This is a genomic window from Gilliamella sp. Pas-s95 (genome assembly GCF_009795795.1).
Classification (GTDB): domain Bacteria; phylum Pseudomonadota; class Gammaproteobacteria; order Enterobacterales; family Orbaceae; genus Gilliamella; species Gilliamella bombicola.
On sequence record NZ_WTFC01000039.1, the window covers coordinates 1 to 25,644 of the forward strand.

Below are 25,644 nucleotides of genomic sequence, written 5' to 3' on the forward strand. Positions count from 1 at the left end.
TTTTTTAAAATTTTTGATCTCATTCTCTAACCTTACTCACCGCCTGCTTGGCGCTGACTGCGTGTCAGTGGATGCGCATTATAGGCTCTTCTTTTTTTTTAGCAAGTAAAAAAGATCAAACAGTTACTTACTTGAACAAACTTTAAACTCGTAAAACATTAATATTTTGATATTTATTAAGATTATAGTCTGATAATTTTTTAATCAATTTTTCTACAGACTGATCATAGTATGTACTCACCACAATGTTTTCAGTCATCAATGGAGGTAGTTGTTTTAAATCGTATTTATCATTTAACAAATTATAGACCCTTGCTGCAATCGCATAACCGGAATCTATAAAGGTAGCTTGAGGAAAAATCATTTGTAATTCTTTTTTAATAAAAGGGTAATGCGTACAACCTAGCACTATTGTATCGGGGATGATCGGTAATCTAAGCCAAGGTTGCATTAATTCTTTTAGCTGTTGGATATCTACAGTAATGCCTTGTAATTTATTTTCTGCTATAAGTGCTAATTCTGATAGACCTAATAATTTAACAATGCAGTGTTCTGCGAATTGCTGGATTAAGTCTGTTACATAAGTTCTTTCTATTGTAGCTTTAGTTGCTAATAACCCTATACATTTATTTTTAGTAAGCAAGCTAGCTGGTTTAATTGCTGGTACAACACCGATAATAGGAAAAGAAAATTTAGAACGCAAACTAGGCAAACAGATAGTACTAGCCGTATTACAGGCAATAACAGCTAAATCAATTGAATAAAATTGAGTAACAGCATCAATAACCGAATCTACTCTATTAATTAAAAATTCTGGAGATTTATCCCCATAAGGAAACATCTCATTATCGAATGCATAAATATAGTGTGCATTAGGCATTTTATTATAGATTTCATTATAAACAGATAAACCACCGATACCTGAATCAAATACTAACACTGAAGGAGATTGTTTTATGATATTCATTTTTAGCTATAGATTATTAAATAATAAATTAGAAACGCGCAATATCGTAAATTGATTAAAAATTAAAGCAAGTAATTTTACCTAAGCCAATATTGCATTTTGTTTGATAAATATGGGCTAGACGTCTAGATGGTAAAACTGCTAAAATGGATACATATATTAAAGACTAATATTATATTTCAAGCATCATACAAGAATTAAATTAAGAAGGTATTACATGTCAGAATTTCTATTTACTTCAGAATCTGTTTCTGAAGGTCATCCAGATAAAATCGCCGATCAAATATCTGATGCTGTGCTTGATGCTATTTTAAAACAAGATCCAAAAGCACGAGTCGCATGTGAAACTTATGTAAAAACAGGTATGGCTTTAGTTGGTGGTGAAATCACAACTTCAGCTTGGGTAGATATTGAGGAATTAACAAGAAAAACCATTAATGATATTGGTTATACCAGTTCAGAAATGGGATTTGATGCAAATTCATGTGCGGTGCTTAATGCTATTGGCAAGCAATCTCCTGACATTAATCAAGGCGTCGATCGAAAAGATCCACTAGAACAAGGTGCAGGCGATCAAGGTATAATGTTTGGTTATGCGACCAATGAAATGCCAAACTTTATGCCTGCAGCCATAAGTTATGCGCATGATTTAATGCGTCGCCAAGCAGAAGTCAGAAAAAATGGTACACTTCCTTGGTTAAGACCCGATGCAAAAAGCCAAGTCACATTAATTTACCAAGATGGTCAAATAAAAGGGGTTGATACTATCGTTTTATCTACTCAGCATTCAGAAGCCATTGACCAAAAAGCATTACATGAAGCTGTTATGGAAGAAATCATTAAACCTACATTACCAACCGAATGGTTAACGTCAAGGACTAAATACTTTATTAATCCAACTGGACGCTTTGTTATTGGTGGTCCTATGGGAGATTGTGGGTTAACTGGCCGCAAAATTATTGTAGATACTTATGGCGGAGCCGCGCGTCATGGAGGTGGAGCTTTTTCAGGAAAAGATCCATCAAAAGTTGACCGTTCAGCAGCTTATGCTGCACGCTATGTAGTAAAAAATATTGTTGCAGCTGGACTTGCTGACAGATGTGAATTACAGATATCTTATGCAATTGGTATTGCCAATCCTACATCAATTTATGTTAATACTTTTGGTACTGAAAAAATCGATCACCATAAAATTGTTGCACTTATCAAAGAATTTTTTGATTTAAGACCTTATGGATTGATTCAGATGCTTGACCTTATTCAGCCAATTTACCAACAAACTGCAAGTTACGGTCATTTTGGGCGAGATATCTTCCCTTGGGAAAAAACCGATAAAGCAGCACTACTTCGCGATGCAGCTGGACTATAAACGCATACCAATTTATTTACATAATCAGGTAATGGCTTGTTTAAGAACTCACTTAATACAAGCCAATCAACTTCTCCATACTCAATATAAAGAACCTAAAATCATCTATAAACCGAAAGGGAGCATTGCGGGCAGTGCATTTTTAATACGTTGGGAAATTCAACTTAATTCAATTATGTTACTAGAAAATGGTATGCATTTTATTGAGGAAGTGGTACCTCATGAATTAGCACATCTAATTGTTTTTAAAGAATTTGGAAAAGTAAAGCCACATGGTAAACAATGGCAATATATTATGTCAGAAATATTAGGCAAAATTCCAACGACCACTCATCGTTTTACAGTACAACGCAATACTTATTTATACTACTGCAAGTGTCAACAACATCACCTAACATCGATAAGACATAATAAAATTCAAAATAATAAAACTAGTTATTTATGTCGTAAATGCGGTACTATACTCAAACTTAAACGCGCTAATTAATATTAAGATATTGTATGTGTAAATTAGATTTTCATTTTTACAAAAGTTCCTTATCGATTATTATTCTTGGTATTACTCTTTATATTATAGGTAATTTTTTTATACCTTTATATAATGGACTTACTGTCACACTTATTGAACATGTCCAATCACTCTTTTTGTTATTTATGTGCTGCTATACTTACTGCTATGCAAAAAAAATGGCTGAACATTCAAATCTATATAAATTTTGGATTTGGACAATATTTTGGTGGTTGATGCTTTTTGGTCGAGGAATTAGTTGGGGGCGAGACTTTTTTCCTGAAGTACCGCGTTTTTATTACAAAATTATTGCTAGTTTTTTAATAGCACTTCCAATACTCAGTATATTTTTACCTATAATTCGCCAAGAAATTGTTCGTCGCTATAAATTTGAAAAAATTCCAGTTTGGCATATATTTTTAGCTTTTTTATTCTTGGGTATAGCTGATATTGCAGAACACCACCGTATTGGCCATCAATTCTTAGTTATAACAAGGGAACGAAAAGATTTAATAGAAGAATTAATGGAAATCCCCTGCCTTCTTTGTTTAGCTTTAACGACCTTTTATATGCAAAAAAATGAACAAAAGAAGGAGAATTTATCATGTTAAGCTATCGTCATAGTTATCATGCTGGTAATCATGCGGATGTATTAAAACATATTGTGTTAACATTCTGTATTGAATCATTAAAAGAAAAAGAAAAACCTTTTTTATATTTAGATACACACTCAGGCGCTGGCCGATACTTATTAAAGAGTGAACATGCTGCAAAAACAGGTGAATATTTATCTGGAATTAATTTGATTTGGCAACAATCAAATATCCCTGAATTGCTAAATACCTATATATCGGTACTAAGACGATATAATCCTTTTGATGAATTAAAATATTATCCGGGCTCACCATTAATTGCTAAGCAATTATTACGTGAGCAAGACAAGCTCAATCTTACCGAATTACATTCAACCGATTATCCTTTATTAAGGCAAGAATTTAATAAAGATAAACGAACAAGAGTATTACGTGAAGATGGTTTTTCTCAATTAAAATCGAAGTTACCGCCAGATTCACGCCGTGGCATAATATTGATCGATCCTTCCTATGAAATAAAGGACGATTATCAAACAATTCCTACAGCACTGTTTGAAGCCTATAAGCGTTTTGCAACTGGTGTCTATTTAATTTGGTATCCTGTTGTGTCTCGTAGCCAAACACAAAAAATGATTGATGGCATTGTGAATTTAGGTATTAAACGAATTTCGCAGTTTGAGCTAGCAGTAAAACCAGATAACAATCAAAAAGGCATGACCGCATCAGGAATGATAGTAATTAATCCACCATGGAAATTACACGAACAAATGCATGCAGTTATGCCATGGCTAAGAACAACGCTAGATACTGAAAAAACTGGAAATTACATAATTAAAGAACTCGTTTCTGAATAGTTTTTTATTAGTTATCTATTGTCACAAAGATTCTAAAAAATCTATGTCTAAGCAAAAAGTCATGAGAAAAAGTGACAAGAAAATAGATAGATCCACAGGGTAATAGTCAATAATAACGATAAAAATACAGCAGCTGAACCATAATCCTTCGCTCGGCCAGATAGCTCATGTCTTTCATGGCCGATACGATCAACAACACACTCAATTGCACTATTAATTAACTCGGTAATCATCACAACACCGATCGAACCAAGTAATAAGATGCGTTCATAAATAGAAAAATCAACCAGCATTACAATAGCATAAGCCACTCCTAATACAATTAACTCTTGACGAAATGCAGCTTCATGTTTGATTGCTGATTTTAAGCCTTTTAAAGAGTATTTTGTCGCATTAAAGATACGAAGTAATCCTGTCGATTTTTTCATTATAATGTTCCAGATTTAAAATTACCTTACATAACCATAGTTCATCAAACGTTGAAATCTTCTTTCTAGTAATACAGATAAATCCATACTTTCAAGTTCATCAAGATCACTAAGTAGCTGAGTTTTGAGTGAAATAGATATAGCAGTATAATCACGGTGAGCCCCACCAAGTGGCTCAGGTACGATTGAATCAATCAAATTTAACTTTAATAAATTATCTGCTGTCATATTCATTGCTTCAGCGGCAACAGGAGCTTTGTCGGCACTTTTCCACAAGATAGAAGCACAACCTTCTGGTGAGATAACAGAATAAGTACTATATTGAAGCATATTTACTTTATCTGCTACACCAATCGCTAGTGCTCCGCCAGATCCACCTTCACCAATTACAGTACAAATGCTTGGTACTTTAAGCCGTGACATTTCTCTTAAATTACGTGCAATAGCTTCTGCCTGGCCTCGTTCTTCTGCACCAATACCAGGATAAGCTCCAGGAGTATCAATAAAAGTAATAATAGGCAATTTAAAGCGTTCAGCTAGTTGCATTAATCGTAAAGCTTTACGGTACCCTTCTGGTGCTGGCATACCAAAATTTCGATAAATCTTCTGCTTAGTTTCACGACCCTTTTGATGTCCAATAACTACCACAGCTCGTCCATCTATACGAGCTATTCCACCAACAATTGCTTTATCATCGGCATAAGCCCTATCCCCTGCTAATTCATCAAAGTCAGTGAATATTTCTTTTATATAATCCAATGTATAAGGACGATTTGGATGTCTAGCTAATTGCGCAATTTCCCAAGGAGTTAAATTAGCAAATATTTTTTTTGTTAATTCACGACTTTTTTTATGTAATTGCTTAATCTCTTTATCTAAATTAATATCTAATTCAACTTGTTGTGAATCAATATTCTTTAAGGAATTAATTTTTGCTTCTAATTCCGCTATCGGCTTTTCAAATTCCAAAAAATTGTTCATAACGCTTGTAATTGCCTCTTAATTTATTTGGTATTTTAAAAAAATACACTCTTTAATATAGTATACTGACTAATTCTTAAGATAAAATTAAATCAATTCTACTATGTAATACTCATTGAAGTCACCTATATTTATATTATTAGACTTCAACTATTCAAAATATAATGCCACTTACATTTGCTGAAAGTAACCTTATTTATTCAAACTCAAATTCTATACGATCAATGCCAAGTAGTGTTTTTAATTCAACAATCAAAGCATCTTCCGGTATAATTCTCCATGTTGTTCCAAATTGAATCCTAACAACTAAATCATCTCGATGATAATATAAGTTAACTGGCACACTGCCATGCCGATAAGGTTCAAACAGTTGTTGTAAACGTTGTAATATTGATTGATTTGTTTCACTTTCAGTTAAAGTAATCGACAATCCTTTCACATATTTAGCTCGAGCATCTTTTAGATCAACAATATCACGCACAGATATTTTAAAACCACCGTTAAAATCGTCATGACTCACTTGACCTGTAACAATCAATATTTTATCTTTTATAAGTAAATGCCCAAAATTTTCTAAAGACTCAGCAAAAAGCATACCATCGATCCGACCTGAACGATCATCCAAGGTAAACAAACCGATTTTTTTACCTTTTTTAGTAATGCGAACCCGAGCATCAGTAACAATACCAGCAAAAGTAACCATCTTACCCCAACCTGTTGGAGAGGCTTCACTAATTCTCAGTCCGCCGGTATAACGATTTAATTCTTTTAAATATTGTGTTACTGGATGCCCCGTTAAATAAAGTCCTAAGGCCTCACGTTCTCCATCAAGCAAAACTTGGTCGGGTAATTCAGGAACTGCAGCATAAGCATGCTCAACTTGTTCAGGCTCTTCCGCCAAAACACCAAACATATCTTCTTGACCAATATCTTGCGCTTTAGCATATTGATCTGCCGCTTGCATTGCATCATTAATGCTATGCAATATAGCCGCACGATGAGGACCTAATTTATCAAAAGCTCCTGCCATAGTGAGTTTTTCAAGTACCCGACGATTGATCTTCTTCATATCTGTTCGAGCACAAAGTTCGAAAATATTTTTGAAATATCCCCCACTGTTACGTGCTTCAACAATTGCTTCTATAGGACCCTCGCCAACACCTTTTATAGCCCCAATACCATAAACAATCTCACCTTTATCATTTACATGAAAGTGATACAGACCACTATTAATATCTGGAGGATTAACTTTTAATCCCATCCGTAAGCATTCATCAACCAAACCGACAATTTTATCGGTATTATCCATATCGGCGGTCATAACCGCAGCCATAAATTCGGCAGGATAGTGAGTTTTTAGCCATAATGTTTGATAAGAAACAAGTGCATAAGCGGCCGAATGAGATTTATTAAAGCCATATCCAGCAAATTTTTCAACCAGATCAAATATTCGCATCGACAGCTCACCATCAATACCTTGTTTTTCAGCGCCATCTTTAAAAACAGAACGTTGCTTTGCCATCTCTTCTGGTTTTTTCTTACCCATAGCTCGACGTAGTAAATCAGCACCTCCCAATGTATAACCTGAAAGAGTCTGTGCGATTTGCATCACTTGTTCTTGATATAAAATAATACCATACGTTGGTTCCAAAATAGGTTTTAATGAGTCATGTTGGTACTTAATATCAGGATAAGAGACCTCTTCTCGTCCATGTTTTCGGTCAATAAAATTATCCACCATTCCTGATTGTAGTGGCCCAGGACGAAATAATGCGACTAAAGCGATCATATCTTCAAAGCAGTCGGGCTTTAAACGCCTTATTAGGTCTTTCATACCTCGAGATTCAAGTTGGAATACTGCTGTAGTTTCAGCTTTTAATAATAATTCGAAAGATTTTTCATCATCCAAAGGAATTCGAGTAATATCGACTTTTTCTCTACCTTCTCGTAACTGACGTTCATTAATCATTTTGATTGCCCAATCAATAATGGTTAATGTCCGTAATCCTAAAAAGTCAAACTTTACCAGACCTGCATATTCAACATCATTTTTATCAAACTGAGTAACCGGGTGATGGCCTTCTGGATCACAATAAATTGGAGAAAAATCAGTTATCTTTGTAGGTGAAATTACAACACCACCGGCATGCTTACCAGCGTTTCGGGTTACCCCTTCTAATTGTCGTGCAATGTCAATTAATGATTTAACCTCTTCATTATTATCATATAACTCCTGTAACTGAGGTTCAATCTCAAAAGCCTTGGCTAGGGTCATTCCTGGATCTAAAGGTATCAATTTTGAAATACGATCGACAAACCCATAAGGATGCCCAAGAACTCTTCCAACATCTCGGATTACTGCTTTAGCTGCCATAGTACCAAAGGTTATAATTTGAGAAACCGCATCTCGTCCATACATATCAGCCACATGATCAATAACTAGATCGCGTTTTTCCATACAAAAATCAACATCAAAGTCGGGCATTGAAACACGTTCTGGGTTTAAAAAACGTTCAAAAAGTAAATCGAACTCAAGCGGATCCAAATCGGTAATTTTCAAAGCATACGCAACTAGCGAACCTGCACCAGAGCCTCGTCCTGGACCAACTGGAATATCATTATCTTTTGACCATTGTATAAACTCCATAACAATCAGAAAGTAACCAGGAAAACCCATTTGGTTAATCACAGTTAATTCGGTTTCTAAACGCTCATCATATTCAGGTCGTCTTTGCTTTCTAACTTCTGGATCAGGAAATAAAAACGTTAGTCTTTCTTCTAATCCTTCGCGTGATTTATGCACTAAAAAGTCTTCAGTTGACATATCACCGGTTGGAAATTTAGGTAAAAAATATTCACCCAATCGAATGGACACATTACAGCGTTTTGCAATTTCAACACTATTTTCAAGCGCTTCAGGAATATCAGAAAATAGTTCGCACATTTCCTGTTCTGTACGTAGATATTGCTCTGCCGAATAGTTTTTAGGTCTGGAAGGATCTTCTAGCGTATTACCATCATGAATAGCGACACGAATCTCGTGAGCATCAAAATCAGAAGATTTCAAAAATCGAACATCGTTAGTTGCAACAACGGGTAACAAATATTGCTCAGCTAAATTTACAGCACGATGAATAAATAGTTCTTCATTGGCTCGGTTAGTCCGTACCAACTCAAAATAAAAATATTCATTAAAATTTTCTAAGTAATAATTAATTGCATTATCAATGATAACTTGATTATTACGAACAATACCTATACCAACATCACTTTCTCTCCCAGCTAATACAATTAATCCAGCACGATGCTTGGTTAACCATCCCTGATCAACAATCGGTATATCACCAAGATAACCACGTTGATAAGCTTGGGAAATCAATAAAGTAAGGTTATGATATCCTTCATTATTAGCTGCTAATAAAGTTAAATAATAAATATCATCAGGCATGTTTGAACTTTTTATAGCAAGATCTGCCCCAATAATCGGTTTAATACCTTTTGACATTGCCGAACCGTAAAATTTAACCAATCCACAAAGGTTAGTAAAATCTGTGATCGCAAAAGCAGGCATCTGTAACTTGCTCACTTCATTTACTAATGTTCCAACTTTCGCAATTCCATCAACCATCGAGAAATCACTATGTAAATGAAGATGAATAAATTTAGGTTCCACCATAATTACCAGATATGATTATGCTTAAAAAATTACATAGATTATAACACAAGCAGTAAGAATATTCTTACTCTCTTTAATTACAAGCTCTAATTGAATAAAAAAGATAAGGATAGATTCAATTATAATTTTTATAAATGAAAATGCCTATGTTAAAGGCATTCCGCCGATAAAATATTATCGACGGATAAAGAAAACTAGATTTTTTTGAACAACACAGAACCATTAGTTCCACCAAAACCAAATGAGTTGCAAAGTGCATATTCTAAGTTTTTAACTTGACGAGCAGTATGCGGTACATAATCAAGATCACATCCCTCATCAGGATTATCTAAATTAATTGTCGGTGGCACAGATTGATCACGCAATGCAAGTACAGTAAAAATTGATTCAACAGCACCAGCAGCACCCAATAAATGTCCAATCATAGATTTAGTTGAACTCACCATCACTTTATTAGCATTTTCTTTAAAAATGCTTTTTACCGCTTGGGTTTCTGCTTTATCACCGGCTGGCGTTGATGTACCATGAGCGTTGATATAACCTACTTGCTCAGGCATAATTCCTGCATCACGAATTGCACATTTCATTGCTAATGCAGCACCACTACCGTTTTCTGGGGGTGAAGTCATATGATAAGCATCGCCACTCATACCAAATCCAACCAGTTCAGCATAAATTTTAGCACCACGCTTTTTGGCATGTTCATATTCTTCTAAGAACATGATTCCCGCACCATCACCAAGCACAAAACCATCACGATCTTTATCCCAAGGACGACTTGCCGCTTTAGGATTACTGTTGTTAGTTGATAAAGCTCGAGCGGCACCAAAACCACCAATTCCCAATGGAGTACTGGCTTTTTCGCCACCTCCAGCTAACATCGCATCCGCATCACCATAAGCAATCATACGTGCAGCATGACCAATATTGTGTACACCAGAAGAACATGCTGTTGCGATAGTAATACTAGGACCTTTTAATCCATAAATAATAGATAAATGACCTGCAATCATATTAACTATTGTTGATGGAACAAAAAACGGACTAATTTTACGTGGTCCACCATTGACTAATGCACTGTGGTTTTCTTCAATTAGTCCGAGTCCACCAATACCTGAACCTATAGCACAGCCAATACGTTTTGCGTTTTCTTCCGTGATCTCAATGCCAGCATCTTTCATTGCTTGCATACCTGCAGCAATACCGTATTGGATAAAATAATCCATTTTACGCGCATCTTTACGTGAAATATTATAATCTTCGCCATTAAAGTTTTTAACCATTGCGGCGAAGCGCGTTGCGAAAGGGGCAGTATCAAAGTGTTCTATGAGCTCAACACCACTTTGACCTGCTAAAAGTGCTTGCCAAGTGGACTCAACTGTATTACCTACTGGAGATATCATGCCCATTCCAGTGACAACAACTCTGCGTTTAGACACATTGTCCTCCAGAAAAGGATTGAAATGAAATTTGAATCATTGAAAATTTTATTTTAAATTGTCTACCAATTTATACCAAATCTTCTCTAATTTAATAATTAAAGTTACTGATACAAACTAGGCGATCATTTGACCGCCTATGGTGAAAACTCTGCTAACCTTATTGATTCGCAGTAATATAATCGATTGCTGATTGAACAGTTGTGATTTTTTCAGCTTCTTCATCAGGAATTTCAGTATCAAATTCTTCTTCTAAAGCCATAACTAATTCAACTGTATCAAGAGAGTCAGCGCCAAGATCTTCAATGAAAGAAGATTCGTTTTTAACTTCTTCCTCTTTTACACCAAGTTGCTCAACAATAATTTTCTTAACTCGCTCTTCAATAGTGCTCATACTCTTTTTTTTCCTATAAAAATCGCCGAAAGTGGCGGTGAATGTAAGTTTATAAAATGTTGAAAAAGATGCCAATCATTTTTCAACCCAACTGCTTATTTTTTGTTCAAAACATCAAAATATTGCTTTATTTTACACTATTCTACCCAATTACACCATATACATGCCGCCATTGACATGTAAAGTTTCACCAGTAATGTAAGATGCTTCATCAGAAACCAAAAAGGCAACCGCATTAGCAATTTCCACTGGTTCACCTAAACGTCCTGCAGGAACTTGTGCCAATGTTAACGCTTTTTGTTCCTCGGTTAATGCATCAGTCATATCAGTTGCAATAAAGCCAGGTGCAACCACATTAACAGTAATTCCCCTCGATGCAACTTCGCGAGCTAATGATTTACTAAAACCAATTAATCCTGCTTTAGCTGCTGCATAGTTAGCTTGACCTGCATTTCCCATTGTACCTACTACTGAACCAATAGTCACAATTCTGCCATAACGTTTTTTCATCATTGTGCGCATTAATGCTTTAGATAAACGGAACACAGACGTTAAATTGGTATCTAAAATATCTTGCCATTCGTCTTCTTTCATTCGCATTAACAAATTATCACGAGTAATACCTGCATTATTAACAAGAATATCGATATCACCAAATTCCGTTTTAATTGTATTAATCACAGATTCGATTGATTCTTCATTGGTCACATTTAAGGCTAAACCTTTACCATTTGAACCTAAATAGTGGCTAATAGCCTCAGCGCCTTTTTCTGTTGTTGCCGTACCAATAACCGTTGCACCACAAGCAACTAATTTTTCTGCAATTGCTTTACCAATCCCACGGCTTGCACCGGTAACTAAAGCAATTTTTCCTGATAGGTTCATAACTACCCCTTTTATCTTTTACTTTGTGTTTTCTAATGCTATGTCTAATGATGTTTTATCATTAACCGCCAAACCAGAAAGTGTATCAACAATACGTTTAGTTAAGCCAGTTAACACTTTCCCTGGTCCCATTTCAACTAAAAGCGTTATCTCTTGTTTTGCCATGTATTCAACAGTTTCGGTCCAACGTACAGGACTATAAAGCTGAGAAATTAATGCCGTTTTAATTTTTTCGGCAGAGGTTTCAACTTTCACATCGACATTATTAATAACAGCAAACTTTGGCATACTAAATTCAATGTCATTTAATGTCGTTGCTAATTTATCAGCTGCTGGTTTCATTAATGCACAGTGTGATGGCACGCTGACAGCGAGTGGTAATGCACGTTTTGCACCTGCTTCTTTACATAATGAACCTGCACGTTCAACAGCTTCTTTATTACCGGCAATAACAACTTGACCAGGTGAATTAAAATTTACTGGGGCAACAATTTGACCTTGAGCTGCTTGTTCACATGCTTTGCTAATCGATTCGTTATCTAACCCAATAATGGCATACATTGCCCCCGTACCGCTTGGGACGGCTTCCTGCATTAGTTTTCCACGTAATTCGACTAATTTAATCGCATCTTTAAAATCAATCACACCGGCACAAACTAATGCTGAATACTCACCTAAACTATGCCCCGCCATAAAATCGGGTTGTGCACCATTAACACTTTGCCATACATTAAATATTGCAACAGATGATGCAAGCAATGCCGGTTGGGTTTGCCAAGTTTTATTTAATTCCTCTGTAGGACCTTGTTGTACTAAATCCCACAAATTGTAACCAAGTACTTCAGAGGCTTCATCAAATGTTGATTTCACAATAGGAAAATCACCAGCAAGATCTTTTAACATACCGACTGCTTGTGAGCCTTGTCCTGGAAATACCATTGCAAATTTGGTCATTATTAAATCCTTGATCATAAAAAATAAATCATAAATTAAAATCTAACTAGCGCAGATCCCCAAACAAATCCCCCACCAAAGGCCTCTAATAAAATTAGATGACCTCGTTGAATTCGCCCATCTCGCACACCAGTATCTAAAGCACAAGGCACAGAAGCAGCAGAAGTATTCCCCTGCTTATCTAATGTGACAATCACTTTACTCATATCCATATCTAAACGTTTAGCCGTTGCGGAAATAATCCTTAAATTAGCTTGATGAGGTACTAGCCAATCTAAATCTGATTTGTTAAACGCATTTTCAGTTAAAAGTTCATCAACCAAGTTTGAAAGCTCTTTAACTGCAATTTTAAATACTTCATTACCATGCATAGTCATATAAACAGGATCATGCATATCGCGACGATCAATATATGGATATTTTAATAAGTCACCATAACGACCATCAGCATGAAGATGTGAAGCGATAATACCCGGCTCTTCTGACGCACCAACGACAACAGCTCCAGCGCCATCACCAAAAATAATAATGGTTCCCCTGTCATTTGGATCGACACCGCGAGTTAGCATATCAGAGCCAACAACCAAAGCATATTTAATAGCACCGCTTTTAACATATTTATCGGCAATATCTAACGCATAAACAAATCCCGAGCAAGCCGCAGACACATCAAATGCAATCACATCCCCTATTGCTAATTTGGCTTGTAATTCAGTTGCTGAGCTTGGAAAAGCATTGACTGAAGTCGCTGTTGCAACAATAATCATGCCAATATCATTTTTATTAATATTAGCCATCTCGATAGCGTTAATTGCTGCTTGATAAGCCATGCTCGTTACAGTTTCATCAGGAGCGGCAATGCGTCTTTCTTTAATGCCAGTACGGGTTGTGATCCATTCATCGCTGGTATCAACCATCTTTTCTAGATCAGCATTGGTTCTTATCTGTTTTGGAAGGTAACTCCCTGTTCCTAATATCTTTGTATACATCTAATTATTCGCTCTTGGGTAGTGCGGAAGAAAGACTCGTTGCAATCTTCTCAGGTATATTGGTTTGTATCGCTAAAATAGCTTGTTCAATTGCTGCAAAAAATGATTTTTGGTTGGCACTACCGTGACTTTTAATCACAATACTTTTAAGTCCAAGCAAACAAGCACCATTATATCGTCCGGGATCTAAATAACCAAAATTTTTTGACACTTTTCTTTGTAACCATTTACTTAATAGCTTCATTAATAATGAATTATGATCAAAAGACGCCTTAAATAAAGACATAAAAATTTTAACTAATCCTTCTACTGTTTTTAACGTCACATTGCCAACAAAGCCATCACAAACTAACACATCGGTTTTACCAGTCAGAAGCTCATTACCTTCTAAATAACCAATGTAATTAATTTGATCATTTAATTTTAAAATAGAAGCAGCTGCACGTATTTTATCCAATCCTTTAATGTCTTCCTCTCCAATATTAAGTAATGCAACTCGAGGATGTTCAATTTTAAGCAGCGTTTTAGCTAAAATTTGCCCCATTATGGCAAATTGCACAAGCATATCACTATCACATTCAGCATTCGCCCCTAAATCCAACACAACTGTATTTTGATTATTTAGAGCGGGAATTGTAGCAACTAAAGCGGGACGATCAATACCTGTTAAAGAGTGTAAAAGTAATTTAGAAAGCCCCATCAATGCACCGGTATTACCAGCACTCACGCAAGCTTGGACATTGTTATTTTTAACCAGTTCAAGAGCTATTCTCATTGATGATCCTTGACTATGACGAATCGCATAAGAAGGCTTCATATCATTAGTAATAACGGTCGTTGACTCAGTCAAAATTAAACGCCTATCTTGTTGATATTGAGAAATAAGCTTTTTACTTTCTTTTGACAAAAAAAGATCAATTTCTGTTGGATCACCCACCAGAAAAATAGAAAGGTTTGGATAACAATTTAGAGCTTGTATTGCAGCAGGAACAACAACACGAGGACCTAAGTCCCCGCTCATAGCATCTAACGCAATGGTTAGACTATCCAAAATGTCACCTAATAATTTCTAATTTAAGAGTAATTATTTAGAAATTACTTTACGACCACGATAATAACCATCAGCGGTTACGTGATGACGTAAATGTGTTTTACCTGATTCATCAACTGAGATATTAGCAACTGTTAATGCATCATGAGAACGACGCATACCACGTTTTGCACGAGTTTTACGATTCTGTTGAACAGCCATGGATTTACCCCTTATTCTTTAAACTAACTAAAATTGCAAATGGATTCGGTTTTTCATTCTCACTTGGAATGTCACCAAATACCATATCAGCCTCTGACACTTCGCAGTGTTTACTATCATGTACCGGCGCAATTGGTAACGAGAGAATGATTTCGTCCTCAAGTAACGCTAATATATCTACTTCGCCAAACTCGTTCATAAGAACGGGCTCATAATGTTCCGGTAGTGCCTCTGCTTGAGCATCGCTCTTAACAGGACTAAATTTATTCATCACATGAACTTCTGTGATAAAAGGTTTAAAACAACGTTGGCAAATCTGCTCTAACGTAATTTTTGCATCAATTGCAATAACACAGAGCTTTTGCTCATCATAATAAAAAGATAAGCTACACTCAATATCGCTTTTTGGACGTTCAACCCTTGTCGCACTTTGCATTGGATAATATCCAACATAATCAAGCTTTTTTTGCGCTGCTTTAACTGGGTCAATTGTTAATGGCAATTTATTTTGCATAGAATATACATTCTACCTTAAAGTTATTCTTATGTCTTTTAAAAAGAACACAATATATAAGGCGCGCATATTACCTTTAAATAAGGTCTTCGTCAATGCCAGATAATAATATAATTTGATTTAAATATTGGCTATTACCTTATTATTTTTAAATTTATATAAGTTTATTATTATAAAAGAGTTTTACCTAGCCATGTATTTTCATATTTTATGATCATACTATGACAATCGCCCAAAACTATCCTTAACAATAGCGCGAAAATCATCAAATGTTTTACTATTTAATAAACGTTTAGTTGCTCTTTCCTTGACAAAATTGACAAATAAATTATAGATTCTCATGGTATCTTCATATTCATCCTTACTAATCGCTAGCAAAAAAATAACATGTGCAATTTCATTCTTATTCCATGCAATACCTTGTGGTACCAAAATCGTTGTTACCATTGTTTTTTTTGCTAATAAACCAACAGTGTGAGGGATCGCGATGTTTTCACCTAACAATGTTGACACAATAGTTTCTCGCTCAATAACCGAAGGATAAAAATCCTGCTCGACATAACCTGATTGCTCAAGTCTTTGGCAAACTTTTTTTAAAAGCTCCTTTTGTGTAACAGGCTTATCGATAATAAGAAAAAACTTCTCATCAAAAAACCTCTCAATAATATAAGGCATAGTTCTATCGATCATTGCCAACCGCCCCAATTGCTCAAGCTGATAAGGTGTTGGAAATGGTGAAATTTTAACTATTTGCTTATTTTTTTCTGTTAAACGAACAGTTGAAACAACAAAATCTTCTTCAATATTTGCCAGCTGTTCATATTCACGGTAAGAAAGAGTTCGATTTATTTTAATATGCGGGAAATCCCGTTTAATTTTTGATTCAATCATACGCAAAGCGGCATTACCAAGCTCGCTAACAAGTAAAATTTGCGCATATCTTTCATGTCCAGCATTATAATTACGCTCTAGTGCCACGCCGATATGTACCGCTAAGTAACTAATTTCATCTTCTGTCATTTTTGATTCAGTATACCTTTCGGTATTAGCTAGCGCAGATAATGTAATATCATAAGCAAAAGGATAATATTGTTTAATTTCATATAATAAAGGATTAGTTGTTCTAATTTGATATTTAATCCTTGATAACATTGAAGAAATATGGATTAGCATATCTTGGTATAATTTTTTATCATCCCATAAATTATAGTGATAAGAATCATTTATATAAGATAAAATATGATTAACCAATGCTAAACTTTTTGCTTGATTAGGTGAATCCATAATTGTTCGTGAGGCAATTTGCACACACAAATAGTTAAATTCGGCATCTGAAAGCACACTACCCAAAAAGTAAGAAAACCCTTCCGAAATTTCACGAGCAGCACTAATAATCGTCGTATTTATTTTATCGACTTGATATTCAATGAGTTCATAACCTTGAGTAATTCTAGTTATAGAAACCGCACAACTGTAAAGTAAATACCCTTGCCCTTCAGCATTTAACTTTAATTCAAAACGTTCAAATTGGTTTTGTAAAATACGCTCAAGATAGTTTAGATCAATATCATTCAAAATAGTTTGTCTAAGTCTATCTACCGTTATAGTATCTTCGACCATATGACGTCGCCATAGAATATCAGTTAAACTTGCCCGAATAGATGATTCTTCACCAACTAACCGCATTCCATAATAAGGACGATTTTCGAGCGATAAATTATATTTATCTAAGTACTGCTTAACTTCAATAACATCATTTTGTAAAGTACTACGACTTAAAAACCACTTCCCTGCTATATCATCTAATTTAACAGAATTTGTTTGCGTTAAAAAAGCAATCAATAAGGCAGAAACTCGCTCTTTACTTGTTCGTGGGACCTGCTCTATTGGCGGTGTAATTGGTAATGTTGCATAACAATTAGGATCAGATACCACAAGTTGATAACCTATATTCTTGGTATATTCAACTTGGGCACCATAATCATATAAAATATCGTTAAGTGCTGAAATATCAGTCCGAATTGTTCGTGTAGACACAGAAAAACGATTGGCTAGCTCTTGCTGAGGTAGTGTTTCATTTTTTATCGTATCAAATAGATACGCTAATCGCTGATAAGAAAAAAGCACTTTAGATGACATATCTTATCCTACTAATTTTTGGGTAATTGATAAAAGCTGTTTGACATCACTGATTCTAGTTTCGCCAGTCGTTTTATCAATAATAGAACTATAAATATGAGGAATGATTTTTTTCACACCTGCGTCTAAAGCAATTTTTAAAATATCCTCGTAGTTATCTAAATCGATACCACCGGTGGGCTCAAGATAAAAATTGTTTTCTGCGCAACATCTAGCAACATACTCAAATTCATCCTGATGCTTCAATCCCCCCATAGGAAAATATTTTATTGAACTTCCTCCCATATCTTTTAATAAAGCAATTGCCGTTTCAACTGGTACAATCGCGGCCGGTGATTTAGCACTTAGCGGTCCTGTTGCAATATTAACTAAACCAACTTTCCCTGTTGGCGAAACTAATCCGTTAACGACAGTTTCGTTTTGCCCTAATAAAGCTCTATTTGTAGCAACACCAGTAAAAACTTGATTAACATGTTGTGGTTGAAGTACAGCAGAAATTTCAGACACCATTATTGATTGATTTGGATCACCAGCCCCCAGACCAACTGAAATCGCATTATCGATCGCTAACGCATATTTTTTCATATCAGAAATAGCAGAGGAATTATCGAGATAATTTTTAGATAAAACACCAACAACAACATGTGTTTTTGCTGCCTCATAAATAGCTTTAGCGTTATCAATAGAATTAGCCAATACGTTTAAACAAACACGGCCATTGTAATAATTGGGAGTCAGTTGCATTATTTTGCTCCTTGAATAATATTTTTAATTTTGTTGTAAATAATATCTAATTGTTCCGATGTCACACTGCGAACATCAGCCTCTACCTTACCTTCATTCACCTTATATTCCCTAAAATAAACTGCAATATCACTTTGCTTCATAAAACTAACTACTTCAGCAGCGCTTTTACCGATGACATTGGTATTAAATGATATTTCAGCGCGAGCAATATCACGCCCTGCACCATCCCAAACAACGGTAGCTGATATCCCATCAAGTGCATTTAAATTTTCAATAAATGGGGTCATTCTAATCACCATCTGCTGCCCTGTTTCATGTTTTGGTTCAGTAACATATAGTTCAATGGCTTTGGTTAATCCTAAAATACCTTCTTTACCTACTTTCATGGGCCGTCCAATACCTTGTGACTGTAGTTTTAACCATTCCACCGCTTGTTGACGACCAATAACTAGACCGCTAGTTGGTCCTTCAATCGCTTTAGCTCCGCTATAAATAACTAAATCAGCGCCTTGTTGATAATATGTTTGTAAATCTTCTTCAGCAGCAGCATCAACAATTAATGGAATATTGTATTTTTTGGCAATTACAGCCGTTTGTGCGACTGACAACATACTTTTTTGCACACAATGATGGGATTTAACATATAAAATAGCCGCTGTATCTGGATTAATTAAAGATTCAATATGTTCTGGTTTACATTCATTAGCATAACCAGCTTCAACCGCAATACCACCACCTAGTGAAACCATCGTACTAATCGGTGCACCAAAATTAACGTTATGACCTTTAGGAACAATAATTTCACGAGGAACATATTTGTCTGATGAATGTAAATTAAATAACAGATCACGATCGTCTTTGATAATTAAACCTGCAACCGCTTGTACAATGCCAGCAGAAGCACACGATACTACGACGGCATTTTCGACTTTGAGTAATTTTGCAATATATTGCCCCGTTTTATCCACCAGATCTTTAATTTCAAAATATTCATTTAGTCCATGTAATACTGTGTCAACCACTTCTGGTCTTGGCGTTGAGACACCTAAAATTGTCATTCGTCCTGACGCATTAATTACTCTTTTTAAGTTATATTTACTGTAAACATCTTTTTCAGATTGAGATTCTGAGCTCATTTTTACTACCTTCTTCTGTTATTTCAATACACACAGTATGTTCTTTACTCCCAGTTACAACACATGCCAAGGGAACAAACTGCTCATGACTTTGACGAACTTCACCTTCTGAATCCGATAACGAAACCGTTTCCTGTTTGATATCGAAAATAGTGAGATCTGCATCATAACCAATGGATAATTTACCTTTATTTTCAAGATGCAAAATTTGTGCCGCATTTTTTGTAACACTATCAATAATTCGCTCCCTGCTATAACCTAAACAAATAAACTTGGTCATAACATTTGCTAGACTAAATACTGGCCCTTGAATACGGTTCTTAGAATATATATCGGAACTAATTGTAGTTGGATAAATATCAAGTAATTTTGCCCTTTCAGCAACAGCAAAACTAAAACTCTCACCACCATGACCAATATCTAAAATTACGCCTCGCTTAATAGCCCGACTTATTGAATCGCGAAGATTATTTTCTTTATCAAAAATTCGATTCGGCTTACCATTAAAACAATGAGTGATGATGTCTCCTTTTGTTAACAGATCGGCAATATCATCAAGCTCTGGCGGATTATTTCCCACATGAATCATTAAAGGTAATCCACTCTTTTTTTGCATATCTTTGGCTTTGACCAACGGTAATATTCCATTTTCACCAACCACACTACGACTCATTCTCACTTTTATTCCAATAATAAAATGAGAATATTTGGCTAACATTGTGTCGAATAAAGGCACATCAATATCACGCATATCGGCAAGTTCACTTTGTCGTATCAGCCCTATTTTCGAGATATTTAAAAAGGAATAAACATGAGTGTTGGCTTGTTGCGCTAATTGATAAAATTCATCAACATCAAGCGCACCAACGCTACCGGCATCAACTACCGAGGTGACACCAGCCTTAGTGCCGATCAAATCAGGTTCATCGTAATAAATAGGTGAACGAGCAAAGCAATGAGTGTGAGAATCAATCCATCCAGCACTAATGTAGTGTTTAGCATGTAAATTTAAAATCTGTTGTGATTGTTCTGTAATGTTCTTACTAATCTCAACAATCTTGCCTAAATGAACTGCAATATCAACGATCGATTCGTCAATTAATTTTGCTTTCTTTATCACTAAATCATACATAATTACATCCAAATCCTCTGTAATTTAGGCAATGACAAAGGAGTATTAAAATCACGCAATTGGGAAGATCCCACCAAAAATCATTGCACCTAAAATTGCACCACCAGTGATAGGCTTTTTCCATACATAAAAGATAAGCGCACCAAGTAATGAGCCAATACCAATTGGAATTGAGGCAACCATCGCCGATAAAATAATCATTGGTCCTAAAAATCTTCCCGATGCATTACCCGCCCCCATCATGACATCAGCCCCAAATGTTGAGCCACCGCCACTATTTAGCGTAAATTTACGAATAATAATGATAATAAACCCAATCAATACACCTAAAACAAGACCGGTTACCAACGCAGCAAAAAAGTTTTCAACAGGTAATGTGTAACCGCCCGCTAAAAGCAATGCAGGAACGCCTAAACCAATACCAGTTTGTAAGGCACCACCAATATCTAATATACCGACTAACGACCCTTCAATGACTCGAGCAAATAAAAAGCTCGCCCCAAAAGCAGCCACTGCACCATAATCGCCTGTTGTCATTCCTGATTTAAGCATGGCGACAAAAGCGATTTCATTAAATGCACCAATACCATAAACATAAAAAGTATGCGTCCCAGCAAAAATCCCAGCAGATAATAATCCACAGATAATAGGGAATGACCAATCGGCATACCAAAAGCTCTTATTAATGGTTGTTTCTGTATTCATAACATGTTCCCTATACTATTTAAACCAATAAGATAGACCATCTCTAAAAGAGTTAATCATCTTCATATCAAAGCCACGGAAATATCCGCTCATGACAAATAAGATAATAACGGCAACCAACATGATCTTCATCACACGATTCCAACCACTATCATCCACACCTTTACCTATCAAAATACCTAATACAAGTCCTGGTACAGCATTCCCCATAATTAACTGTGCAAGCCCGCCAAATAGTGTTCCCCAAAAGCCACTTCTTCGCCCAGCGTCTAACGCAGCTAACCAAAAGATAACCGGCATGACAGTTGCTACAAGTAAATTGGCAGCAGGAACAAGTACTTTAGTTGCTGTAATCTTCAACGAATCGGGGATTGCTGAAGTTGTGGTATTTAAAAATAGCACAACAAGTACACCAATAATTGTGCACACAAATGCCATTTTTTTAGGATCATGTAACGTTTCGGTAATATTACGATTTTTTACCATCAGTAACGCTGCCCCCCAATTTGGAATGATACGATGATCAACATCTTGAGTAAAAGAGCCAGCGGCAACAGATGAAGCCCAAGCATTAAAGAAAAATCCGAGGCCAAAAGAAAAATGTGCAGCAGGATCCCCTTCGCAAGAATTAAGCTCACCTAATGTGCGAAATGCTCCCATACCTTGATACGTTGGCGCGTGAAACATTCGAGCCGCCCCAGCACCAACGCTAAAACCACAAAGTCCACCGATAATAATAGACTTGAATGCAATAATTAAAATTTCCATAACTTCCCTTTTACGTTATGTTATTTAGTGGTAAATTCAATGTCACTTAAATCAACAAAAGTTACATTAACAGATACATCAAGCGTGATTTCATAAAAAGTCTTTTTTCTTGGTAAAAAAACAAACAAAAAACGCTCTATGGTTGTCTTTTCTATTGCTGATACAACTTGAATATCAATCGGTTCAATGCGCAACATAATATTATTGGTATTTTTCAATACTTGTTTTTGAACCTGACTTAAAGCGATAGCAAATGCTTGTTGCTTAGCATTACCATGACCTTTTACTCTGACAAGTATCTGCTCTTTTTTCATGCTGATTTTCCGCTTATGAACGTGGATATTTTTTCAAAAATGCTTTTGCGATACGTTGTCCTAGCTCTTTTGTGTCCATAAAGCCAAAACCGAGAACTTTACATCCTTCATTGATAGCTGTTTCGCCCTCTTCAATTGATCGCATACCATGGCGTTGTAGGTAGCCATATTTATTTTGTGCCGTAATAGCACCTGCTCCACCACTACCGCAAAAAGAAAGTCCTAAATCAGCCTTTTCGCTGTTCATTACATCGCCTAATTTCATATCTGCAGCCATACCGGGAATGACAATTGCACGACACCCCTCTACAGAATTAATACCTTCTGCAATTTTTTGCCCTTTTCCCATTCTATCGCCAATAACAATGACTACTTCAGCCATAATATTTCTCCTATTTAATTTTCATTTTAGAATGTCTAGTATTTGTTTTAGTTTGCCTTAGCGACTTCATAATGCACCGCTAATAAATAAGCCTCTTCCATTGGTAATTTATTGAATAATTGTACCGTTCTACGTGCTAACGATAATGATTCTTCTGAAAGCTCATCAAAAAGTGTTGGATCGACTTCGGGAAGCCTTTCTAAGTTTTTTGCTCTTTCCACCATAGCTTTAACGTGGGAATACAACATCGCCTTTTGGATATCATTTTGAAAAATTTGACATTCAGATAACCAATCATTAATTATTTCAATAGTTTGATTTGTAACTAATTCTGGATCAAGATTATCTTCGATCATTCGGAATCTTATTTGGTTCATAATCTATGTACATATTATTGTTTTAGGATGATTTAAGCCTAAATGAAATGAGAATCAATTTGGATAGAGACTTTTTCCATCAACAACAGGAAATTTGTTATAAAGATAGGAAAGTGCAGTAATAGACAGGCTTTGTTATTCTTAAATTAATAATTTACAAATTTAATTTATGTTCAATTTTGTGATTTAGATCATAAAATAAGCTAAAGTTAGCTTTCCACTTAAAAGCACGCCTAGCCTAAGATTGACTGGGAAAATCTATTTATCCTTTAATTAAAAGCTCTAAAAAAAATAAAAACTCAAATAAAATCAATATTTTTTCTGGGTATTTTTTAGTCGTTAATATTTAACTAGATGTTGTAATAGGATTAATTGTATTACCAACTACCGGATGCCCCCCCACCTCCGCTGCGGCCGCCTCCACCACCGCTAAAGCCACCAGATCCTCCACCGAAGCCACCACCTGACCCACCAAAACCGCCACCACCACGGCGGTTACTGCCACCACCGCGACTACCTCTAGCAGTTAAAATGCCGCTTATCATGGTGCTGACAACGAAAGCTAAAAATAACAGAGGTAATGCGATATGTACTGGGTAACCTTGCCATAAAGTAAATCCACCAATAGACAGTCCGTTGAGTAAACCTGTTCCTAAACTTCGTTTGGCACTGACTTTGGTGATAAATAGACTGGTTAGTAAGAAACAGATAAAAAATGATACTAGTCCATAGTTAATTAGTTTGGAACCAAAGTCCCCCGCCAATAAAGTATTGAGATTTTGGCCCTGAGTATCATCATTTTTTGGGTTAGAATTATCAATTTTTTGTTTCAGTACCAACAATGCATTGTCAATACCTTGATAATAGTTATTTTTCTGAAACTGTGGAGCTAATTGTTCGCGAATAATATGGCTAGCAACTAAATCGGTAATGGTTCCTTCAAATCCATAACCAACTTCAATGCGCATACGTTTGTCATCTTTTACTATTAGTAATAAGATACCATTATCTTGTCCTTTTTCACCGATTTTCCATTGAATAAAGACTCTATCTGCATATTGTTCTATGGTTTCATTATCAAGCTTAGCGATCATTAAAACCGCTATTTGTTTCCCGTCTGTCTGTGATTTTTCATAATCACTCAAATTTGCTTCAAGTGTGCTTAATTGTGACGATGTTAATGTATTAGTCGTGTCAATCACTCGATGTTTGAATGCGGGAATATCAGTTAGCCCATAACTGAGCCAACTAATTATGAACAATATGCTACATAGAAAATATTTTTTCACGATAATAATTATCCAAAATTCACTGCGGGAGGATTAGACATTTGCTTTTCATCATCAACCGTAAATTGCTGTTTTGGTTGTTTTCCTAAGCTATCAGCAATCCATTTAGTCGGTAACTTACGGATATAGATATTAAATGTTTGCACCGCTTCGATATATCGCCCGCGCGCAACAGTAATGCGATTTTCAGTACCTTCAAGCTGACTCATTAAATCTTGATAAAGGGTGTTGGCTTTCAGTTCTGGATAGTTTTCACTTACTGCGATTAAGCGACTTAATGCTGAACTCAATTCTGATTGTGCTTGTTGGAATTTTGAGAATGTAGCAGGGTTAGTTAGCTGATCAGCATTAATCTGAATCGATCCGACTTTTGCTCTAGCTTCAGTTACTTGGATTAAAACTTCTTTTTCATGTGTGGTATAACCTTTTACGGTATTGACTAAATTAGGGACTAAATCAGCTCTACGCTTGTATTGATTGAGTACTTCAGACCATGCGGCCACTACTTTTTCGTCCTTTGTTTGGATACCATTGTAACTTGTAAAATAGATAAACGCCCCAATAACAACTAACACTACAATGATTAATAACGATTTGATTTTCATCCGTACGCCTGAAATTGTTGTTTATTTTACGAACAGTTTAAGAAAAGGGGAATGTTCCTGTCAAGAAATATAAAAACCTTTACACACTTGTGCTTGGTTATATTTTATTAGCTAGAAATCAGTCAGAAAAGGCATTGATTTTATTGGAGTTTTTATTTTAGCATTCCTAGATTACACCATGAAGTGCAATTTTTCTTAGCTCCTTTGAATAAAAGGAGGCAGGGCTTTTAAACTTATGCCGTTTTCT

General features: G+C 35.6%; 27 protein-coding genes. 4 read left to right on the forward strand and 23 right to left on the reverse strand.

The window, feature by feature from the left end:
* Positions 1–142: 142 nt before the first annotated feature.
* Entirely contained in the window at positions 143–967 is an 825-nt protein-coding gene (murI, locus tag GQ598_RS09725) for a glutamate racemase (protein ID WP_160403953.1), read from the reverse strand.
* Positions 968–1,184: 217 nt separating this feature from the next.
* On the opposite strand from murI, the gene metK reads away from it, so the two are divergent.
* The 4 genes from metK to GQ598_RS09745 all read left to right on the forward strand — a co-directional run bounded on the left by metK (position 1,185) and on the right by GQ598_RS09745 (position 4,291).
* The gene (metK, locus tag GQ598_RS09730; RefSeq protein ID WP_160403954.1) at positions 1,185–2,336 is read left to right on the forward strand and encodes a methionine adenosyltransferase; all 1,152 of its coding nucleotides are present in this window, start codon (positions 1,185–1,187) and stop codon (positions 2,334–2,336) included.
* Positions 2,326–2,823, forward strand: a complete 498-nt coding sequence (locus tag GQ598_RS09735) for a SprT family zinc-dependent metalloprotease (protein ID WP_160403975.1) — start codon at positions 2,326–2,328, stop codon at positions 2,821–2,823. The genes metK and GQ598_RS09735 overlap by 11 nt, the downstream gene beginning before the upstream one ends.
* 200 nt (positions 2,824–3,023) lie before the next feature.
* On the forward strand, positions 3,024–3,455 hold the full coding sequence (locus GQ598_RS09740) for a hypothetical protein (protein WP_160403955.1): 432 nt from the start codon (positions 3,024–3,026) through the stop codon (positions 3,453–3,455).
* The gene (locus GQ598_RS09745) at positions 3,449–4,291 is read left to right on the forward strand and encodes a 23S rRNA (adenine(2030)-N(6))-methyltransferase RlmJ (RefSeq protein WP_160403956.1); all 843 of its coding nucleotides are present in this window, start codon (positions 3,449–3,451) and stop codon (positions 4,289–4,291) included. Before GQ598_RS09740 ends, GQ598_RS09745 begins: the two co-directional genes overlap by 7 nt.
* Positions 4,292–4,350: 59 nt before the next feature.
* Here GQ598_RS09745 and GQ598_RS09750 read toward each other — a convergent pair whose 3' ends face one another.
* From GQ598_RS09750 to GQ598_RS09855, 22 genes are all read right to left on the reverse strand, one after another.
* The gene (locus GQ598_RS09750) at positions 4,351–4,719 is read right to left on the reverse strand and encodes a diacylglycerol kinase (RefSeq protein ID WP_091350004.1); all 369 of its coding nucleotides are present in this window, start codon (positions 4,717–4,719) and stop codon (positions 4,351–4,353) included.
* Between the two features lie 21 nt (positions 4,720–4,740).
* A complete protein-coding gene (gene accA / locus GQ598_RS09755; protein ID WP_160403957.1) occupies positions 4,741–5,700 on the reverse strand; it encodes an acetyl-CoA carboxylase carboxyl transferase subunit alpha in 960 nt (319 codons plus the stop codon).
* A 196-nt stretch (positions 5,701–5,896) separates the two neighbouring features.
* On the reverse strand, positions 5,897–9,376 hold the full coding sequence (dnaE, locus tag GQ598_RS09760) for a DNA polymerase III subunit alpha (protein WP_160403958.1): 3,480 nt from the start codon (positions 9,374–9,376) through the stop codon (positions 5,897–5,899).
* Between the two features lie 194 nt (positions 9,377–9,570).
* Positions 9,571–10,815, reverse strand: coding sequence for a beta-ketoacyl-ACP synthase II (gene fabF, locus GQ598_RS09765; protein WP_160403959.1), 1,245 nt, complete (start codon positions 10,813–10,815; stop codon positions 9,571–9,573).
* Between the two features lie 160 nt (positions 10,816–10,975).
* Entirely contained in the window at positions 10,976–11,209 is a 234-nt protein-coding gene (gene acpP, locus GQ598_RS09770) for an acyl carrier protein (RefSeq protein ID WP_034910452.1), read from the reverse strand.
* A gap of 150 nt (positions 11,210–11,359) precedes the next feature.
* Positions 11,360–12,094, reverse strand: coding sequence for a 3-oxoacyl-ACP reductase FabG (fabG, locus tag GQ598_RS09775; RefSeq protein WP_160403960.1), 735 nt, complete (start codon positions 12,092–12,094; stop codon positions 11,360–11,362).
* Positions 12,095–12,112: 18 nt separating this feature from the next.
* The gene (gene fabD / locus GQ598_RS09780) at positions 12,113–13,048 is read right to left on the reverse strand and encodes an ACP S-malonyltransferase (protein ID WP_160403961.1); all 936 of its coding nucleotides are present in this window, start codon (positions 13,046–13,048) and stop codon (positions 12,113–12,115) included.
* 35 nt (positions 13,049–13,083) lie between these two features.
* Positions 13,084–14,037 (reverse strand): beta-ketoacyl-ACP synthase III, encoded by a 954-nt coding sequence (locus tag GQ598_RS09785; RefSeq protein WP_160403962.1) that lies wholly within the window; start codon positions 14,035–14,037, stop codon positions 13,084–13,086.
* A 4-nt stretch (positions 14,038–14,041) separates the two neighbouring features.
* Positions 14,042–15,088 (reverse strand): phosphate acyltransferase PlsX, encoded by a 1,047-nt coding sequence (gene plsX / locus GQ598_RS09790; RefSeq protein WP_160403963.1) that lies wholly within the window; start codon positions 15,086–15,088, stop codon positions 14,042–14,044.
* 33 nt (positions 15,089–15,121) lie between these two features.
* Positions 15,122–15,289 carry a 50S ribosomal protein L32 gene (gene rpmF / locus GQ598_RS09795; RefSeq protein WP_025316508.1) on the reverse strand — a complete coding sequence of 56 codons (168 nt, stop codon included), beginning with the start codon at positions 15,287–15,289 and terminating at the stop codon, positions 15,122–15,124.
* A gap of 4 nt (positions 15,290–15,293) precedes the next feature.
* Complete coding sequence (gene yceD, locus GQ598_RS09800; protein ID WP_160403964.1) at positions 15,294–15,803, reverse strand: 23S rRNA accumulation protein YceD; 510 nt, start codon at positions 15,801–15,803, stop codon at positions 15,294–15,296.
* Positions 15,804–16,022: 219 nt separating this feature from the next.
* Positions 16,023–17,942 carry a transcription antiterminator gene (locus GQ598_RS09805; RefSeq protein ID WP_160403965.1) on the reverse strand — a complete coding sequence of 640 codons (1,920 nt, stop codon included), beginning with the start codon at positions 17,940–17,942 and terminating at the stop codon, positions 16,023–16,025.
* Between the two features lie 3 nt (positions 17,943–17,945).
* Complete coding sequence (locus GQ598_RS09810) at positions 17,946–18,686, reverse strand: KDGP aldolase family protein (protein ID WP_160403966.1); 741 nt, start codon at positions 18,684–18,686, stop codon at positions 17,946–17,948.
* Positions 18,686–19,825 carry a DgaE family pyridoxal phosphate-dependent ammonia lyase gene (locus GQ598_RS09815; protein ID WP_160403967.1) on the reverse strand — a complete coding sequence of 380 codons (1,140 nt, stop codon included), beginning with the start codon at positions 19,823–19,825 and terminating at the stop codon, positions 18,686–18,688. Before GQ598_RS09815 ends, GQ598_RS09810 begins: the two co-directional genes overlap by 1 nt.
* On the reverse strand, positions 19,803–20,957 hold the full coding sequence (locus GQ598_RS09820) for an amidohydrolase/deacetylase family metallohydrolase (RefSeq protein WP_160403968.1): 1,155 nt from the start codon (positions 20,955–20,957) through the stop codon (positions 19,803–19,805). The genes GQ598_RS09815 and GQ598_RS09820 overlap by 23 nt, the downstream gene beginning before the upstream one ends.
* 51 nt (positions 20,958–21,008) lie before the next feature.
* Entirely contained in the window at positions 21,009–21,662 is a 654-nt protein-coding gene (locus GQ598_RS09825) for a DUF4310 family protein (RefSeq protein WP_160403969.1), read from the reverse strand.
* 15 nt (positions 21,663–21,677) lie between these two features.
* Entirely contained in the window at positions 21,678–22,430 is a 753-nt protein-coding gene (locus tag GQ598_RS09830) for a DUF4311 domain-containing protein (protein WP_160403970.1), read from the reverse strand.
* Positions 22,431–22,450: 20 nt separating this feature from the next.
* A complete protein-coding gene (locus GQ598_RS09835) occupies positions 22,451–22,744 on the reverse strand; it encodes a DUF4312 family protein (RefSeq protein ID WP_160403971.1) in 294 nt (97 codons plus the stop codon).
* Between the two features lie 13 nt (positions 22,745–22,757).
* Entirely contained in the window at positions 22,758–23,126 is a 369-nt protein-coding gene (locus GQ598_RS09840; protein WP_160403972.1) for an SFCGS family glycine-rich protein, read from the reverse strand.
* A gap of 47 nt (positions 23,127–23,173) precedes the next feature.
* Entirely contained in the window at positions 23,174–23,482 is a 309-nt protein-coding gene (locus GQ598_RS09845) for a PRD domain-containing protein (RefSeq protein WP_160403973.1), read from the reverse strand.
* 398 nt (positions 23,483–23,880) lie between these two features.
* Positions 23,881–24,765: a YgcG family protein gene (locus GQ598_RS09850; RefSeq protein WP_160403974.1), complete on the reverse strand. Its 885-nt coding sequence runs from the start codon at positions 24,763–24,765 to the stop codon at positions 23,881–23,883.
* Positions 24,766–24,800: 35 nt separating this feature from the next.
* Positions 24,801–25,397, reverse strand: coding sequence for a LemA family protein (locus tag GQ598_RS09855; RefSeq protein WP_085247021.1), 597 nt, complete (start codon positions 25,395–25,397; stop codon positions 24,801–24,803).
* Between the last annotated feature and the right edge of the window lie 247 nt (positions 25,398–25,644).